This window comes from uncultured Aquimarina sp. (assembly GCF_947492405.1).
GTDB lineage: Bacteria > Bacteroidota > Bacteroidia > Flavobacteriales > Flavobacteriaceae > Aquimarina.
The window spans coordinates 847,047-862,602 of record NZ_CANLMP010000002.1 but is presented as its reverse complement, the minus strand read 5'-3'; the positions used below and the strand labels follow the sequence as shown (position 1 = coordinate 862,602).

The 15,556-nt window shown below is 30.7% G+C and carries 18 protein-coding genes; 5 read left to right on the top strand and 13 right to left on the bottom strand.

What is annotated here, in order from left to right; all coding sequences use genetic code 11:
* Positions 1–31: 31 nt before the first annotated feature.
* Entirely contained in the window at positions 32–424 is a 393-nt protein-coding gene (locus Q0829_RS10015; RefSeq protein WP_298542033.1) for a GNAT family N-acetyltransferase, read from the top strand.
* A 55-nt stretch (positions 425–479) separates the two neighbouring features.
* Here the strand turns inward: Q0829_RS10015 and Q0829_RS10010 are convergent, their stop codons facing one another.
* The 9 genes from Q0829_RS10010 to Q0829_RS09970 form a co-directional block, all read right to left on the bottom strand.
* Positions 480–2,228 (bottom strand): alpha/beta hydrolase-fold protein, encoded by a 1,749-nt coding sequence (locus Q0829_RS10010; RefSeq protein ID WP_298542032.1) that lies wholly within the window; start codon positions 2,226–2,228, stop codon positions 480–482.
* A gap of 299 nt (positions 2,229–2,527) precedes the next feature.
* Complete coding sequence (locus tag Q0829_RS10005; RefSeq protein ID WP_298542031.1) at positions 2,528–3,178, bottom strand: CPBP family intramembrane glutamic endopeptidase; 651 nt, start codon at positions 3,176–3,178, stop codon at positions 2,528–2,530.
* A gap of 115 nt (positions 3,179–3,293) precedes the next feature.
* On the bottom strand, positions 3,294–4,121 hold the full coding sequence (locus Q0829_RS10000) for a LytTR family DNA-binding domain-containing protein (protein WP_298542030.1): 828 nt from the start codon (positions 4,119–4,121) through the stop codon (positions 3,294–3,296).
* Between the two features lie 233 nt (positions 4,122–4,354).
* Positions 4,355–5,101 carry a hypothetical protein gene (locus tag Q0829_RS09995; protein WP_298542029.1) on the bottom strand — a complete coding sequence of 249 codons (747 nt, stop codon included), beginning with the start codon at positions 5,099–5,101 and terminating at the stop codon, positions 4,355–4,357.
* 162 nt (positions 5,102–5,263) lie between these two features.
* Positions 5,264–6,274, bottom strand: coding sequence for a hypothetical protein (locus Q0829_RS09990; protein WP_298542028.1), 1,011 nt, complete (start codon positions 6,272–6,274; stop codon positions 5,264–5,266).
* Between the two features lie 202 nt (positions 6,275–6,476).
* Entirely contained in the window at positions 6,477–7,076 is a 600-nt protein-coding gene (locus Q0829_RS09985) for a DUF4738 domain-containing protein (protein WP_298542027.1), read from the bottom strand.
* Positions 7,077–7,113: 37 nt separating this feature from the next.
* The gene (locus tag Q0829_RS09980; protein ID WP_298542026.1) at positions 7,114–7,488 is read right to left on the bottom strand and encodes a hypothetical protein; all 375 of its coding nucleotides are present in this window, start codon (positions 7,486–7,488) and stop codon (positions 7,114–7,116) included.
* 13 nt (positions 7,489–7,501) lie between these two features.
* Positions 7,502–8,512 (bottom strand): leucine-rich repeat domain-containing protein, encoded by a 1,011-nt coding sequence (locus Q0829_RS09975; RefSeq protein ID WP_298542025.1) that lies wholly within the window; start codon positions 8,510–8,512, stop codon positions 7,502–7,504.
* On the bottom strand, positions 8,500–9,657 hold the full coding sequence (locus Q0829_RS09970; protein WP_298542024.1) for a tetratricopeptide repeat protein: 1,158 nt from the start codon (positions 9,655–9,657) through the stop codon (positions 8,500–8,502). The genes Q0829_RS09975 and Q0829_RS09970 overlap by 13 nt, the downstream gene beginning before the upstream one ends.
* A 274-nt stretch (positions 9,658–9,931) precedes the next feature.
* On the opposite strand from Q0829_RS09970, the gene Q0829_RS09965 reads away from it, so the two are divergent.
* Entirely contained in the window at positions 9,932–10,651 is a 720-nt protein-coding gene (locus tag Q0829_RS09965; protein ID WP_298542023.1) for a hypothetical protein, read from the top strand.
* Between the two features lie 72 nt (positions 10,652–10,723).
* Positions 10,724–11,587, top strand: coding sequence for a helix-turn-helix domain-containing protein (locus tag Q0829_RS09960; protein WP_298542022.1), 864 nt, complete (start codon positions 10,724–10,726; stop codon positions 11,585–11,587).
* A gap of 362 nt (positions 11,588–11,949) precedes the next feature.
* On the opposite strand, the gene Q0829_RS09955 is transcribed toward Q0829_RS09960, so the two are convergent.
* Both Q0829_RS09955 and Q0829_RS09950 read right to left on the bottom strand, forming a co-directional pair.
* Positions 11,950–12,720, bottom strand: coding sequence for a hypothetical protein (locus Q0829_RS09955; RefSeq protein WP_298542021.1), 771 nt, complete (start codon positions 12,718–12,720; stop codon positions 11,950–11,952).
* 148 nt (positions 12,721–12,868) lie between these two features.
* Entirely contained in the window at positions 12,869–13,225 is a 357-nt protein-coding gene (locus Q0829_RS09950) for a helix-turn-helix domain-containing protein (RefSeq protein ID WP_298542020.1), read from the bottom strand.
* An 84-nt stretch (positions 13,226–13,309) separates the two neighbouring features.
* Here Q0829_RS09950 and Q0829_RS09945 point away from each other — a divergent pair, with 84 nt between their 5' ends.
* Positions 13,310–13,912, top strand: a complete 603-nt coding sequence (locus Q0829_RS09945; protein ID WP_298542019.1) for an NAD(P)-binding domain-containing protein — start codon at positions 13,310–13,312, stop codon at positions 13,910–13,912.
* Positions 13,913–14,320 (top strand): nuclear transport factor 2 family protein, encoded by a 408-nt coding sequence (locus Q0829_RS09940; RefSeq protein ID WP_298542018.1) that lies wholly within the window; start codon positions 13,913–13,915, stop codon positions 14,318–14,320.
* 131 nt (positions 14,321–14,451) lie between these two features.
* Here the strand turns inward: Q0829_RS09940 and Q0829_RS09935 are convergent, their stop codons facing one another.
* Entirely contained in the window at positions 14,452–14,811 is a 360-nt protein-coding gene (locus tag Q0829_RS09935) for a hypothetical protein (protein WP_298542017.1), read from the bottom strand.
* Between the two features lie 195 nt (positions 14,812–15,006).
* Positions 15,007–15,549: a hypothetical protein gene (locus Q0829_RS09930; RefSeq protein ID WP_298542016.1), complete on the bottom strand. Its 543-nt coding sequence runs from the start codon at positions 15,547–15,549 to the stop codon at positions 15,007–15,009.
* Positions 15,550–15,556 lie beyond the last annotated feature (7 nt).

Below are 15,556 nucleotides of genomic sequence, written 5' to 3'. Positions count from 1 at the left end.
TAGCTTACATCTGTTATTCTATAAAAAAGTGATGCAGTATACTATTAACAACAAAAAACTTCCGAAAGCCAGAGAGCTTAGTCATCTTTTCGCACAAACCAGTTGGGCAAAAAGCAGATCATTAGAAGGTGTTGAAAAGCTATTACAAAAAACGGAAGTATTTGTAGTAGTTCGAGATACGGATACGGAACAACTTATCGGATTTGGGCGAGCACTTTCTGATGGAATTTATCGTGCGATGTTGGACGATATCGTGATTGATGAGAGTTACAGAAAAAGAGGTTTGGGAAAACGTATTGTTCATGAACTATTAGATCAAGTACAGGATGTCGAACAAGTATTTTTGAATACAAAGCCGGAATTGGAGGTTTTTTATAATGAATTTGGTTTCACTAAAACTAAGGCATTTACAATGAGTCTGTAATGATACATTTTACAAAAAGGCACCTTGCCATTGACATTTTTTACCTATAAAAAAATCAATACCTCCAACTTTTCAAGTCAGCATCTTTAGGAGCAACTTTATGAACCCTATCTACATATTTTTTGATAAACATACGGTGATATCGCAGCCTACTAATATGATTTCCATTATCGTGATCACCGTTCCAGCAATGTTCTGCTCTATCACCATAATCTACTTCGCCATTATAATAGGGAGCAGTGGTTTCTGATAAGATTTCTTCGGCTAGATATACTGCATTGTTGAGATAATAATTGTCCATATCACCACAATACAAATGAATTTTATTTTCCCAATCCTTACCGTTTTTTGCCCAGTCTCGTTTCAAAATATAAGAGAGGTCGTAGTTTTCTTTCCAATATGAAGCTACTTCTTTATCTATTTCTCCAGTTAGACGATCCCAGATTCTTTTAGGATAGCCTTCTTCATTTACTGGGGAATACGTCGCCTCCCAAATATCCCATTGTTGTCCTGACCGACCTTTTGTGCCCAATACTAATTCTCGATAATTCATATCTCTTAGGCTAGCATCTACATTTCCCAAATAATCTCGATGACCAGGAACTAGTGTTTTTCTAAACGTACCTTCTTTGTAATATGCATTTTTGTCTTCGTATATATTCACCAAACAATACGCTCTAAAATCAATTGGATCCGGACAAGCGGCAAAACACATCCCATATTCTTTGGGATATTTTACTTGTACAGCAAGAGACTCCCATCCACCTGTACTTCCTCCGTAAACAAATCGTGACCAACCTTCTCCTATTCCTCTAAATTGTTGTTCAATATGCGGAATAAGCTCATAAGTAATCGCATCTCCATAAGGCCCTTGAGCGGCACTATTTACAGCATATGAATCATCATAGTACGGTGTTGGGTGTTGGATTTTAATTGCAATGACTCTAGGGAAATCAGGACCTGTCCAGGTTTTATAAAAATCATATGCTTCCTGCTGAACCATCAAATTATACCCTTCAACGTTAAAACGCTCGCTATATTCAGACTTCAAATTAGGATCGGGTGGAGTCGTTCGAAACCCTCCAAAATCTTTCGGGAAATGCCCGTGCATGATTGCGAGTGGATATGTAACATTAGGGTGTGTTTCCCATCCTTCAGGCAATAGTATATGAGCTCCCAAATACATATCTCTTCCCCAAAAATCACTCAACAACTTGCTTTTAATTTTTATATGCTTTACATACTTTGTATCCTCAGGTTCGGGAATTGGAGGTATTTTCTGATCCAGTTTTATGGCTATAGCAGGAAACTGTCCATTCTTGATCGTCACTTTTTGAGGCGTAGAATAGAGATTGCCCGGCGCTTTGTTCCACTGCTGTCCTTCGCCTCTATCCATAGGTAATTTCACTATATGCCCATCCGCCCGTTGAAAGGTTTCGTATTTGTGAAACAAGACTTGTACGAAGAATTCACCTGATGGTAACTCTTTAAAGTTACGAATTGGATACCCGAATGCTTCTGTGTCAAACTGCAGCGACTCTTCAGGTTTCCAGTCGTTAATATCCATTCCAAAGGCCTGACAAGTTTTGGAGTCATCCCTAAGTTGAAATCGAGGTTCTGTTTCGATTTGTTTTGAAATCAAAACAATTAACCTTCCATCCAATGCTTCATCATAATGTTCCGTTGGAAAGGAAAATTGGATCCCTCCTGAAGTATCAGAATTAGTACAAGAGAAAAGAAATGGAATAATGAGCAAAATAACAAGCGAAAATACATTTGCGGATATGATATCAGGTTTTTTCATTTTGTTGGTTTTGATATATACTTGATTTGTGTTTTAGTTTTTTTGAAATAGGACTACACCTAAATATTTATCGAACCTTTTTTACAACGTCTCGTATAAGAAAATTAGTAACAGGTAATAAGCGACATGTTTTGGATCGGTGCTAAGCCAAATATAAATATTTTACTTCTATCATTTTTCGTGAATGTCTGATTTTATATTTAGCGACTTCATAAACAAACACAAACCTTTCCGTTAAATACAAAAAACTATGTTTCCTTACACCTGGTTATACATAAGCTTTACTGTTTTTTAATTACTTAAAGCCAACCATAATATATATATACTAATGCAACAGTATCAATAAACCCATGAAGAGCAATATTGAACCACAAATCGTTCTTGCGGATATGAAAAATAATAGCTAAAAGCATACCCGTGATACCAGATAAAATCTGTCCACTTAATCCTTGATATGCATGTATATAGCCAAAAATAAATCCAAATAGTAGAATGTTAATAACAAGGCTAATTTTACTTGATCCAAAAAACTTAGTAAATTGTCTCATTAGGTACCCTCTAAATACAATTTCTTCGCCAAATGCAGCTGAAGCCCAAATAAGAGCAAATAAACTTAGTGTCGCTGGTAAGTTCCCTTTATAGGGTTCGAATACAGAAAAGTCTATAGGTTGCCCCGTAAGATAGGTAACACTTGGCATCATTACATAGCCATAAAAGAAGAAGATAACGATACCCAATAGTGGTGCTACAATTAATAGATTTTTTATATTTATTCCTTTACGCTGAAAACCTAAAGAGCTAAAAATTTCCTTTTTGTATTCTATTGCGCTTGCTATTAATAATATTAAAGCCGCTATAATCATATAAAAATTTCCTGATAGGTATAAAATATAACAAAGAACTATAGCGATTACTGGTGTTAATTTTGTAGTTAAAAAGGTTTTATTCATTTTTTTATCGTTTTTAGTTTTAAACGAATTAATAACGATAAATCAATAAAAACGGGGATTAACCGATCATTTTAACTGAATGGTATCAAAATAATAACTGAATAATCAACTCAAATTAAATTTTTTTCTCAAACCAATCCATAAATGATTGTTTCTTGTACCTACTAATATTTATTTGAAAAGCTTTTTTGTCAGAAATTGTAGGTTTGAGTAATACAGATAATTTTCCGTTTTCTATTGATCGTACTTGTTCAATAGAATGGATATGAAGAATAATTTGTCTATTTGCTCTATAAAAACTTTGTTCGCTTATTTTACTTTCAACTTCATTTAGTGTGAAATCCGTAAGAATTTTAGTTCCATCAGTTTTTATAATATATACTATTTTGTTTTCACTATATATATAAGCAATTTCAGGATATTTAACTAAAGTTATTTTCCCTCCTTGTTGAACTTTAAGTGTACCTTTTATGGAGATAAGTTTGTGGAGTCTATAGATATCAGTTGAAAATAAAAGAGTAATTCCGAGAGTGCATATTAATAGAGAGACTGAAAGTCCCGTTAGTAGATTATAAGCATTGTATGATTCAATTCCATTAATCAAACCATTTAAGCCATAATAAAAAATGATATATAGTATAGTAATATAACCTAAGGTTGAAAACAGGAAACGGAATAGCAGCTGCGGGTTAATTTCTTTAGTGAAGTATTTGGTTTTAAAATATTTGAAATTAAAGCGAGCGATAAGAATTATCAGACTTCCTGCAATTATTGATACAACAATAGGGAATAAAGGAAATTTGTAGTTTTTATTAAACGGAAAATTTTCCGGCTCAAAAAGATGGTTTGATAAAACAGAAATTATTACAATTATAAAGCCATTTCTAACCCAAAAATTTGAAAAACTAATATGATTTTTCAAAGAGTTAATTATTGTTTTCATCAAAAATTTTAGTCTATTGTTTTGATTTTTTGCTTAGGTAAAACGTTCCAAATTTGATGATTAGTGTAGTTCATAAATTCAGAGAATTTCAATCCAGCACAAATAAAAGTTTTAGTTGTTTTTAGTTTGATCGGATAAAAATAACGAAAAAGCTTTTTCGATAATATAAACTAGCCAATATTTCCACTATCACCTATTCCAGCATTAATTATAGGTGTTGTTATGCAACTTTTTTATATGCACTCTTCATAATATTCTATCCATTTACAAGACCAATTACCGTTAATATTTATGTATAATCTTTTGTAGCCCGTAAATCCCTCATCATCTAATTCTTGATAATGAATAAATATATCAGTTACTTTGTCTTCATTAATATCATAACCAGTTCCTTTCATCAATTGTCCAGTTTGAGAAATTAACTCAATTTCACTATATGCTATATTTTGAATTTCACTTGTAAAAGGTATAATGGCTATACCTTTTTCTAGATTAGTTCTTGCATTTTTAAGTTCGAATATTTTCTCGAATTTTAGATTGGGAAAAGAAATAATTCCTTCACAATCGAAATAATTTTCTAAGTGCCAGTTATCAACTTTCGATTTATGGATTTTATCCCTAAACCATAGTAGGCTACTTATTTCCTCTGTCCATTTTATGGTTGAAATTGTATGATTTTTGTTGTTAAACTGATGATTTTTATTCTCTATTAAATATTCCTTATTAGAAAGAAAGTTTAAAATAGAAAAGTCACAGTCCCAAACAAAAGGAATACTTTTACCACTAAAATTCAATTCTAAAATCAAGAATTCGGAATGATTAATTTCATTAAAAAATGAAGGTTTAGTTTTTTGTATTAATGGGTTTTCTTTTATCCAGCTTTGGTCAACGCTTTTCTTTAATTTATGAACATCTTTTGTTTGTCCAGTACAATTGGACAAAAACGTAATCAAAATAAGGCTTAAAAATATTTTTTTCATAATGTTGTACAACGTTCCGAATATGGTAGTAAGGGATTAAATTAGCGTTTTATTTTCGTTTAAGTACTTAGCCAAAACTTTTTATTTATTTTTTCATTTTAAAAGTATAAACAACTTTATAAAATCAAATTCTAAAATTTGCCTTGTCTAATATTTAATTTTTTAAGATATCTCGATCTTACCTAAAGTATCTGTCATCATCTCCGTGAACCAAAGATTTCCGTCTTTTCCTAATTTTATTCTATGCATCATAGACATTTTGCTTGGTAAATAGTGTAATACAAAAGGAACATCGTTCAAAGATTCTGCCGCTACAATGCTCTTATCGTACTTTATAACATAATCATTCCCTTTTGGATTTGGGCTATTATGATCTACATACACTTGTACCCATAAATTATTTTCCTGGTCAAAGGCTAATGAAGCTACTATGTGATTCTTTTGCAAAACAGGTACAGAAAACTCTGTAATAGTACCTTTTGCATCTATCTTTCCGATTTTCACTCCCGCTTCTTCTGTAAACCACATATATTTTCCTGTAGGTCCTGGAATAACACCAATGGGTCTGCTGTTAGAAGTAGGAATTCCATACTCTAAAACATGACCAGAGGAATTTACGTTTAAAATAGCATTACCCTGTAGTTCTGTACCCCAAATAGTCCCGTTAACACCTGCGTGTAAAAAGATGGGTAGGGCAGCTAAATTGGGCAATTCGAAATGTTCTACTTTTTTTGTTGCAATATTAAATTTACCAACTGTACTGGTTCTTTTTCCAGTAAACCAAATGTGTTCTTCATCAGAGTCTAAACAAATTCCATGAGGTGCAGGATTGATAACCGTACCAGATTCTAAATGTATATTTACATCTACCTCATCGACTATTTCTCCATGATCGTCTAGTCTAACTACTTTTCCAAAGAATTCTAAGGAAACCCATAATTGATCTTTGGTATCAATCAAAATACCGTGAGGTCCACTACCTTCTGGCATTTTATAATGAGTAATCAATTTACCCGTGTAATCGAGTTTTGCTACTTGATGATTTTTTTGCCCTGTCACAAAAATATATTCTTTGTTTAGTGCCAATTCATGAGTAGACATCGTTTCCCAACCCAATGAGTACTCTGTAATAATTCCTAATTGTTTACTAGGGTTTGGAATGTTGTGATTCATTTTTTAGTTTTTCAAAAGTTAAGGATTTAAAGCCAAATATATGAATTGAAGCAAGGTAAGAAAGCTTAAGCCAATTGATTTATCTGTGCATTTTTATTTCTTACTTAATTTATAAAAATCTAGTGTGATAGCAAAAAGGAAATGACCTGTTGATTTAGTACTAAATTACTCTGTATTCATATATAATATCGTGTATAGTCTTTTACATTTCATCATCGACTGATTCCTTTATTTCAAATCTACCAGTTCTTATATCAAATAAATGTTTAAATGCAAATGTCCAGTCACCTCCTTCAGGTTTTGATATCACACCAAATAATTCGATCTGTTCGTCTTTAATTTTATTAAACCAATATCCGTGAAACCTGGATATATCAATTAACTGTTGACCAGCATTCTCTGCGAATTTGTCTTTCTTAAATATTGTATCGATTAGAACTTTTGCGCCTTTGTTTATAGTCAAGTGATGTTCAGAATCACGATACTTATGAATATTTTTCACTCCGTCACTGTCAAATTCATCGACTACATATGAATCTAAAGAATTTTGAACGATAGAAATTCTTATGTCCAAATTCTGAATCAAAGTATCTTTTTTGATAGTTTCTTTTTCTAGTGGAAAAAAACGTTCAATAGTATCATGTATCGGTTGTGTTTTTTCGACGCTTTTCTCATCTTGAACAGCTTTGATTTCGGTATCCAAATCTTTTTTTGAGTTAGAGTTTATATTCTCAGATTTTCGCTCAGGTTTACAGGAGATAAACCCCATTGTAAGCACCAGAATTATGATTTTTACTTTCATATATAATGTTGGTCAATATTTTTTATTTCAGACTATTTTATTTACTCTCCAAATAAAATTTGAATTTATCAGACATCATTATTAGTTTTTTGTCTGTTAATTTAAGTATTCTAAATTTTTTAACTTCACCCTTTATATTTATATTAATTATGCTATCTTTTTTTGACCATAATCCTTTAAGTTTAGTTCCCGATTGAGTTGTTAACTCAACTCTTTCATTAGATAAAAAATGATATGACATATTTTTATTAATATCTATATTAATTGGCGTATAGCTATTAGACATAACCTTTACTATTTTTTCCATTTTAACTACTTTCCAAGACTTGGTAACTTGCTCGTTTACATTCTGAGAACAAGAAAATAGTATTAGAGAAAATAACATCAAACAATAGCATATTCTATTTTTCATTGCAAAGTTTGTTTTAAATCCTAAATTTTATGTCAGGACACATTTTCTTAAGTTTTTCTTTTTCATCTTCAGAAATACTATTTCTCTCTAATATAATTTCTTTAAATTTTGAACAATTATTAAAATGAGGTAAAAAAGTTTTAATTTGATTATTTCGCAGATCAAGTCGTTTAATTTGGTTTAATTTTTCAAATCCTTCAGGTAATTTTTTTAGATTACAATTCTCAAAAGTTAATTTTATCAAGCTATTTAAATTTGAAATGTCTTTGGGAATCTCTCCAAAGTTACAATCATAAAAGAAAAGATATTTAATACTATTTAAGCTTAAAATTGAAATAGGAAATGTATTAAGTTTTGATACCCGAAGTTCACGTAATTTACTAAGTTTATCTAATGAGTTTAATTCATTAATATCGTTTCTAGCTAGATTAATATACTCTAAACTAGGAATTAGAGATATTGATTTAGGGAATTCCAAAAAATTATTTCCGTTTATGTCCAAATCGGTCAATGAGTTTAGTTTGGCAAATGAATTAGGAAGCTCTTTTAATTTATTATTAGAAGCGAATAAATGTGTCAGACTCGTTAAATTTCCAAAAGAATCGGGTAAATAATTAAGATTATTATCTCTTAGATACAGTTCTTTTAATTTCGATAAGTCCCCAATCGTTTCAGGTAAAGAATCTATCTGGTTATCTTGAAGAACCAATTCTTCTAAATAAACTAATTGCCCTATTTCTTTAGGTATTTCTTTTATTTTGTTGTCTTGGAGGTCTATTTTTCGAAGATACTTGAACTTTAAAATTTCTGAAGGGAATTTTTCTAATCCCTTTCCTCGTAAAACTAAATAACCAACTTTATTTGGTTCTTTAAGAGCTTCTTCAATTGAGTAGTATTCTAACCAATTAACATCTTGAGAAAAAACGTTTGATACGGCTATGCTAAATAGAAAAAATATTTGTAATCTAAATTTCATCATAATATTTGCTATAATAGTGTTGTATACTGGTTTTATTTTTTGCAATGTTTTTCTAATGCTTCTAAAACCATCCAATTATCATCTCCAAGTGAAACGGCTTTTTTCAAATCTGCACATATTTTAATCAATTTCGATTCTGGTATTTCGATTTCTTTTGAAGCAATTATTTGGATGCCTTTTGATTTAGATAAAGTTCGATTATTGACAAATTCATATTTTCTAATTAATGCAAAAGCACGATTAGAATAGGCGTTTGTAAAAAATGGTTCAAGCTCAAGAGTTTTGTCAAAATCCTTTATTGCCTTTTCAAATTCAAGATTGTTTAGTTTGGCTGTAGCTCTTGCAAAATAACCGTCAGCCCAATTTTCATTTAATTCTAAACACTTTGTATATTTTCTAATTGCGGATTTAAAATCCCCTTGTTTATAGTAAGATTGAGCTTGATTGTAAAGTTTAAATATCTTATCGTTTACCTTGTCTTTTTGATAAATACCGTTTGTATAAATGTTTTTCCCTTTTTCTTTTCCTGTTGAGTAATACGAAATCGATACGCCATCCATTTTTCCGTTTTCGTTGAATGAAGTCCGCTGTTTTAATTGTCCATTTGGATGATACATTTCCCAGATTCCAGTTTCTTTTCCATTCTTAAAATTCCCTTTTTGCATTAAAGTTCCATCTTGATAAAATCTTTGTTCAAGTCCATTTGAGATTCCGTTTTCGTATTCAATTTCGTCAGATACGTTTCCGTTTAAATGATACATCAGACGTTTGCCTTTTAGCTTACCATTAAATAGAATTCCTTCTCCTTGTTTATTGCCATTTAGGTAATAGTCAATAAAAGGTCCAGAATATGGTTGACTATTTTTTTTCAGGTACCAGGCCCCATTTTTTTTAGTCATTAATTTTGTTGTTGGAATTGCTCTTATACTATCAGGTCTGTTTGCATATTCTTTTGTAAAAACATAGATGATTTTGTCTAAATTTTTGTGCCCAGTTTTTTCAATTGCCCCTTTGTTTTTTAAGACTTCTACTCTGTCAATTTCTTTTTCTGTCAACGTTCCAAACTCTTCTTTTGGTTCTTCAATTACTGGGATTGAGTCAACTATGTAAAGAATATTTTCATTTTGGTTTTGACAAAATCCAATTATAGGGATTAATATCAGAATTAAAACTGTTATTATTTTTCTCATTTTCTTTTTTTTCAGCTTGTTACAACTGTTTATTATGGTTAGTTACATGCTTGAATCAACTAATTTAGTAAACATTCACAAGCCATATGAAATTCCTTCGAGATTTTCCAAATAAAGTACTTGCCAAAGCAAATTAATTATACGTGTTGTTATGTACATACTGTATTCAATAGTATTGTTTTTTTAGAATATTGTCCATGCTTTAGTAATAAACATCCATTCCATAGTTCTTTGTTTCACCTCAAATTTGCACTGTAACAAAAACATAACAAGGATGAAAACTAGAATTCCATTAAAATTAATACTCTTAGTTGTAACACTAGGACTTACAATTCAAACATTTTCAAAATCTAAAAACACAAAAATTATGCAAAACGCAAAAAAAGAAACTATCGGATTATTAGTAATTATGAAAGCAAAATTAGGAAAAGAACAAGATGTCAAAAATTTCTTGCTTGCTGGATTAGCGTTAGTAAATCAAGAACCGCAAACAGTATCGTGGTTTGCCTTCCAGGTAGATAACAATACCTTTGGAATCTATGATGCTTTTGAAGTAGAAGAAGGAAGAGAAGCACATTTAAAAGGCGAAGTTGCGAAGGCATTGTTAGCGAATGCGGGTGATTTATTAGAGAATTTTAATCCAAGCACGGATATTCAGGCAATAGATGTACTAGCATCTAATCATAAGATTGGATTACAAAACAAAGGTCTACTTGTTATCATGAAATCTAAAGATGCAAAGACTACAGATGTTGAAAATTTCCTTAATGTTGGCAAAAAATTAGTTGATAATGAGATAGAGACTTTGTCTTGGTATGCTATAAAAATAGATACTACTACATATGCAATCTTTGATACTTTTGCAGATGATTCTGGTAGAGATGCACATTTAACAGGGAAAGTTGCTGCAGCACTTATAGAAAATGCCCCCGTTCTTTTAGATGGTTTTGAAGCATCCGTAATTCAGAAAATAGACATAATAGCTTCAAAATAATTGTTATATTTAGAAAGGAGTGTAGCAAACACTCCTTTCTTTTTAATAAGTAATATTATAAAAAAGGTTCTTATGGCTCAAATTATTATTGATAAACAAAATGGCGAACTAGCCTTTAGACTAGAAAGGTTTGAAGACCTTAATCAATTTGACCATTTACAGAGAAAAAATTATTATTCTATTATTTTACTAAAAGGAAACCATTATAAGTTAAGCGTAGATCTTTCTAATTATGAATTGCAAGGCAACCAGATGATTTGTTTGTCGCCTTATCAACCTTTTATGATTTCTTCTGAAGAATTTTGTTCAGGATGGTTGTTAAACTTTCATCCAGATTTTTTCTGTACATATAGACATCAAAATGAAATTGAAACAGAGGGCATTCTTTTTAACAATTTTCATGGATTACCTCATTTTAAAATTTCTGAAGAAGCCTTGTTTTTTAATCTCATAGATCAAATTTCTAAAGAGATGAATAAAGATTCTATTGCTCAACATGAAGTTTTAGTGGCTTTTTTAAAGGTGTTTTTAATAGAAGCAGTTAGACAAAAAAAACAATTCGATAAAGATATAGTGCCAAAATTTTCTGATGGTCAATCTGAAATATTACAAAGTTTGGTAGATTCTATTGAGAATAATTACTGCGAATTGCATTCTCCAAAAGATTATGCGGAAGTTTTGTGTGTTAGCACAAAAACATTGGCTGGAATTGTGAAAAAATATTTGCAGCAGACACCTAGTTCATTAATTTCCAATAGAATTATCGTAGAGGCTAAACGTGAGCTATATTTAACTTCAAAACCTTTAAAGCAAATTGCAGCTAATCTTGGTTATGATGATGAATTTTATTTTAGTAGGTTTTTCAAAAAAAAAGTAGGTGTTTCTCCCGATAACTATAGAAAGACAGTAGGCTTTGCTAAATTAGAAAAACTATAATTGTCAGGACGCCTTAAGTTGGACATAATGCTGATTATAAAAAAAATAGCTACCATTTAGGTCAGCTATGTTTCGTGTTTATCTTCAATATTGAAAACATCAAATTTATATTTGACAACAAACCAGATTACCCCAATCTTTGGAACAATCACGAACCGCCATATGTTTTTTATTTGTAATTTTTCAACTTAATGCGTAAAGTGTTTTTATCCATAAAGCTAGACAGAATAATTGTATTATTATTTATTAGATCTGTGTTAAATTCGTGTTGTTTTGAATCTATCGTTATGCTTAAAATATCATTGTTTAATGACCATTTTTCAAATGATTTTTTTCCATCAGTTAAAATTTCACTTTTTCCATTAGGGTAAAAAAAATAACATCCAGTTTTCATTTTTATTAGTAGTTCTTTCTTTAGATCCTAGCTTTACAGACTCTATATACCATTTACCTGATAAAATTAATGACTCCAAGTTACTTTTAATTTTTGTTTCTTTTATTTTTGTCAAATAATTGTTTAATTGGATTAAAGGAAATGATGCTAAACCAGATAAATTTATTGTCTCTAAATCCTTTGTAAAGATAAATTCGAAATCGTTAATTTCTTCAGAAAACTCTCTCTCTCCAATTAAATAATCAATAGTGTTCATACCATAATTTTCTAAAAACTCTCTATCAATACTTTCAGATTCATTGTCGAAAATAAATATTATAAACAACCCATTCTCCATTTGTTGAGGTATAAAAGTCATTTTTTCTATTGATAATTCTTTTCCATTAAGTTTAAAACCTTTAAAATCTGGTATTGCTTGACGTAAAGCGATAAAGTTGAAAATTTCACTTTTTATTTGAGTGTTAATAATCGCATCAATTAGAGGATAAAGTTTTTTATTACCATCGGCGGTAATTATAAGGTTATTTTGGTTTTGTAGTTCATCTAAAAATTCAATCGAAAGATTGGGCGAAATCTTTTTGATCATTTTGTTAAGTCTACCTAACTGATCTTCTCCTTTAAGTTTACTTATCTCAACTTCATTAGATTTAAAATCTTGCCAAAATATTTCAATTTTACTTTGCCCAAAAGATTTAGAAAAAGAAACTAATAATAAAACTAAAATTATAACTCTATGCATTGTATTGATTATTGCTAACGGTCTCGTGTATGAGTAGTAGCGGATTTCTACTCACAAACTTTTCAGTTTAGCACAGACCTTTATTTTATGTTTATACTCTCGTTTTATCACTTAAACCGCTATTACTTATACACCGTGTTGTAGCCAGTTATTTTTTAATTCCATCGATTGTTTCTAAACCCCATTTGTTCATTTCTTTCAGTATAGGTAAAATTCCCATTCCAAATTCAGTTATCTTGTATTCAACGCGTAAGGGAACTTCATCGAAAATTTCTTTTTGAATGATTCCATCTGATTCCAATTCCGATATTGTATTTGAAAGCATTTTGTCACTAATATTTGGCAACACCTGCTTTAATTTGTTGAATCTAACAATTCCTTCATAAATTTTCCATAACACCGCAGGTTTCCACCTTTTGCCTATAAATCTTAGCGTGGTTATGAATGGGCAGTCGTATTCCAAAAATTTTTCATTCTCAAAGTTTGTTGATGTTCGCTTTCTCATACTAACGTTTTTGTTAGTTGCATACTGTTTGGTAGTTGTACTGCAAACGTACAAATTTGCAACTCAACAAAAAAATAGTGACAAATGAATATTAGTTTTATCGGTGCAGGAAATGTGGCATCACGTTTAGGGGATTTAATGGTAAGTGCAGGACATAGTGTAAAATACAGCACTCCAAATCCTAAAGACAATCAAGTTTCGATTTCAGAAGCTTGTAATTTAGGTGAGATAGTTTGTTTTGCTATTCCTTACTCAGCAATGAACCAAGTTTTAGTTGACAACAAAGAACGATTAGAAGGGAAAATTGTAGTTGATATAACCAATGCGATAAACATAGATGATTGGTCTCCCGTTTTTTTAGGTGAAGATAGTGGTGGTGAACAAACTTCTAGATTATTGCCTGAAAGTAAAGTAGTAAAAGCGTTTAATACCATTTTTGCAGACGTAATGAAACCCGAAAAGCAGTTGTTTAATGACCAAAAAATATCAGCGTTTATTGCCTCTGATGACATAGAAGCCAGTACAGTTATCAAAGGACTAGCTGATGAAATTGGTTTTAGTGGGTTAATAGTTGGTGGAATTAAGAACGCAAGACATTTAGAAGCCATAGCACATTTGAATATAGCTATTGCAATGTCAGGCGGTGGAACAGATGCGGGCTTCACTTATTTTCAACGCAAAGTTTAAATGAAAACAGTATTTGTAACTCTATTAGTTTTAATCGGAAATTTAATTATGGCACAACAACCAACTATGCAAAAATGGACTGATGCTTGGCATTCAGCTGATTCAGTCGCTTTCAAAAGCATTTATACCGAAAATGCATTGATATTCCCACCAAATAAGAAAACCGTTCAAGGCAATCAAAATATCCTTGAATTTATGAAAGGTGGCTTAGGAAAAGTAGATGTATATTTCGAGCCAGATAATTTATTAATTAATGAAAATTTAGCTTTCGAATCCGGTATTTTCAAAGACGTTGAATTTAAATCAGATAAAATTCTTGGAACTGGAAAGTATTCAATCACTTGGCTTTTAGTTGATGAAGAATGGAAAATACTATGCCACACTTGGTCAATGCCTGATAAGAAATAAACATCTTTCTTAATTTAAATTCATAACGTTTAACCGTTCGTTTTTTACGTGCGGTTTTTTTTATTGGCTACAACGTTTAGCTAAACTGAGTTTTAATGCTGTTTAGGTTTTGTTATCGGTTGTTTTTTCTATCAAGAAGATAATTCTTTTCCACTAATCACTTCAATTATTTCCCAAAGATATGGCGTGTTATCGTGTAGTATTTCCCTCAATTCGTCTTCAAAATCAGGAAAACAATAATATAGATCCATTGCAAACCCTGTTTTAACATCAATATCACTAGGACACTCAGAATCAAGATCGCCTACAGAAGAAGTAATGTCATTATAAATTTCTAATACTTTTTGCGTCACTTCAGAATTAAGTTTTTCCTTTCTTTTTTCTATATTTAATCTTAACCCCTCCAGTCTTTCTTCATTATTAAAAAAAGCCATAGGGTCTTGAATAAATTGATTTACATCAAATTGTTTTCCATCCTTTTTTTCTTTCATAATGTTAAATTTAAGTTTATAGCAGATAGCGCTAAATATATGAATCGGAGCAAGGCAAATATGCCAAAACCAATCAATCTATCTGCTCATTTTTATTTTTTGATTAATTTATAAAAATTTAGCGCCCTTGCAAACAGGAAATGACCTTTTGATTTAGTGCTAAATTACTCTTATTCATGTATTTGACGTTAGCACCTATTTTTTATTTTCAAATTTTCCGTTGGAATTCAATTTATACATAGTTTTTCCAGTTGAAAGAGTTTTTGTCAAAGGATCTCTATCGTTCTTGTCCTCACTTTCTTTCCAAGTATAAACTGAATCCACAACCGTGACTTCCATTTTGTTATTAACAGTTGCGTATTCAAATGCTTCATATAACATATCCATACCACTCTTTTTAAAAACATATAGAGAATCAAGCTTTTCTCCAATGTTATTATAAACCATTAGATATGGAGTGAGTGCATAATCGCCAACTACTATTTCTGGAATTATTATGTTTTTACCATCATTATATAATATTCCTACTGGTTTTTCTGCCCAAATCTGTTTGTATTTTTTATATAAATCTTGATTGAATTTTTTTGATTTTGATTCCACCAAAAATCCATTCGTAGAATTGTATTGAAAAGGCAATTCGATTTTATCCAGCGATTCTAAATATTTTTGAAAATCATTTTTCTGTTCAGTTTTACAACTAAGTAAAAAGACAAAACTAATAAGTAGTATTCTTTTCATTATTTTA

Coding starts and splice junctions, on each gene's coding strand:
- Q0829_RS10015 (WP_298542033.1), top strand. CDS start 32: ATGCAGTATACTATTAACAACAAAAAACTTCCGAAAGCCAGAGAGCTT.
- Q0829_RS10010 (WP_298542032.1), bottom strand. CDS start 2,228: ATGAAAAAACCTGATATCATATCCGCAAATGTATTTTCGCTTGTTATT.
- Q0829_RS10005 (WP_298542031.1), bottom strand. CDS start 3,178: ATGAATAAAACCTTTTTAACTACAAAATTAACACCAGTAATCGCTATA.
- Q0829_RS10000 (WP_298542030.1), bottom strand. CDS start 4,121: ATGAAAACAATAATTAACTCTTTGAAAAATCATATTAGTTTTTCAAAT.
- Q0829_RS09995 (WP_298542029.1), bottom strand. CDS start 5,101: ATGAAAAAAATATTTTTAAGCCTTATTTTGATTACGTTTTTGTCCAAT.
- Q0829_RS09990 (WP_298542028.1), bottom strand. CDS start 6,274: ATGAATCACAACATTCCAAACCCTAGTAAACAATTAGGAATTATTACA.
- Q0829_RS09985 (WP_298542027.1), bottom strand. CDS start 7,076: ATGAAAGTAAAAATCATAATTCTGGTGCTTACAATGGGGTTTATCTCC.
- Q0829_RS09980 (WP_298542026.1), bottom strand. CDS start 7,488: ATGAAAAATAGAATATGCTATTGTTTGATGTTATTTTCTCTAATACTA.
- Q0829_RS09970 (WP_298542024.1), bottom strand. CDS start 9,657: ATGAGAAAAATAATAACAGTTTTAATTCTGATATTAATCCCTATAATT.
- Q0829_RS09965 (WP_298542023.1), top strand. CDS start 9,932: ATGAAAACTAGAATTCCATTAAAATTAATACTCTTAGTTGTAACACTA.
- Q0829_RS09960 (WP_298542022.1), top strand. CDS start 10,724: ATGGCTCAAATTATTATTGATAAACAAAATGGCGAACTAGCCTTTAGA.
- Q0829_RS09955 (WP_298542021.1), bottom strand. CDS start 12,720: ATGCATAGAGTTATAATTTTAGTTTTATTATTAGTTTCTTTTTCTAAA.
- Q0829_RS09950 (WP_298542020.1), bottom strand. CDS start 13,225: ATGAGAAAGCGAACATCAACAAACTTTGAGAATGAAAAATTTTTGGAA.
- Q0829_RS09945 (WP_298542019.1), top strand. CDS start 13,310: ATGAATATTAGTTTTATCGGTGCAGGAAATGTGGCATCACGTTTAGGG.
- Q0829_RS09940 (WP_298542018.1), top strand. CDS start 13,913: ATGAAAACAGTATTTGTAACTCTATTAGTTTTAATCGGAAATTTAATT.
- Q0829_RS09935 (WP_298542017.1), bottom strand. CDS start 14,811: ATGAAAGAAAAAAAGGATGGAAAACAATTTGATGTAAATCAATTTATT.
- Q0829_RS09930 (WP_298542016.1), bottom strand. CDS start 15,549: ATGAAAAGAATACTACTTATTAGTTTTGTCTTTTTACTTAGTTGTAAA.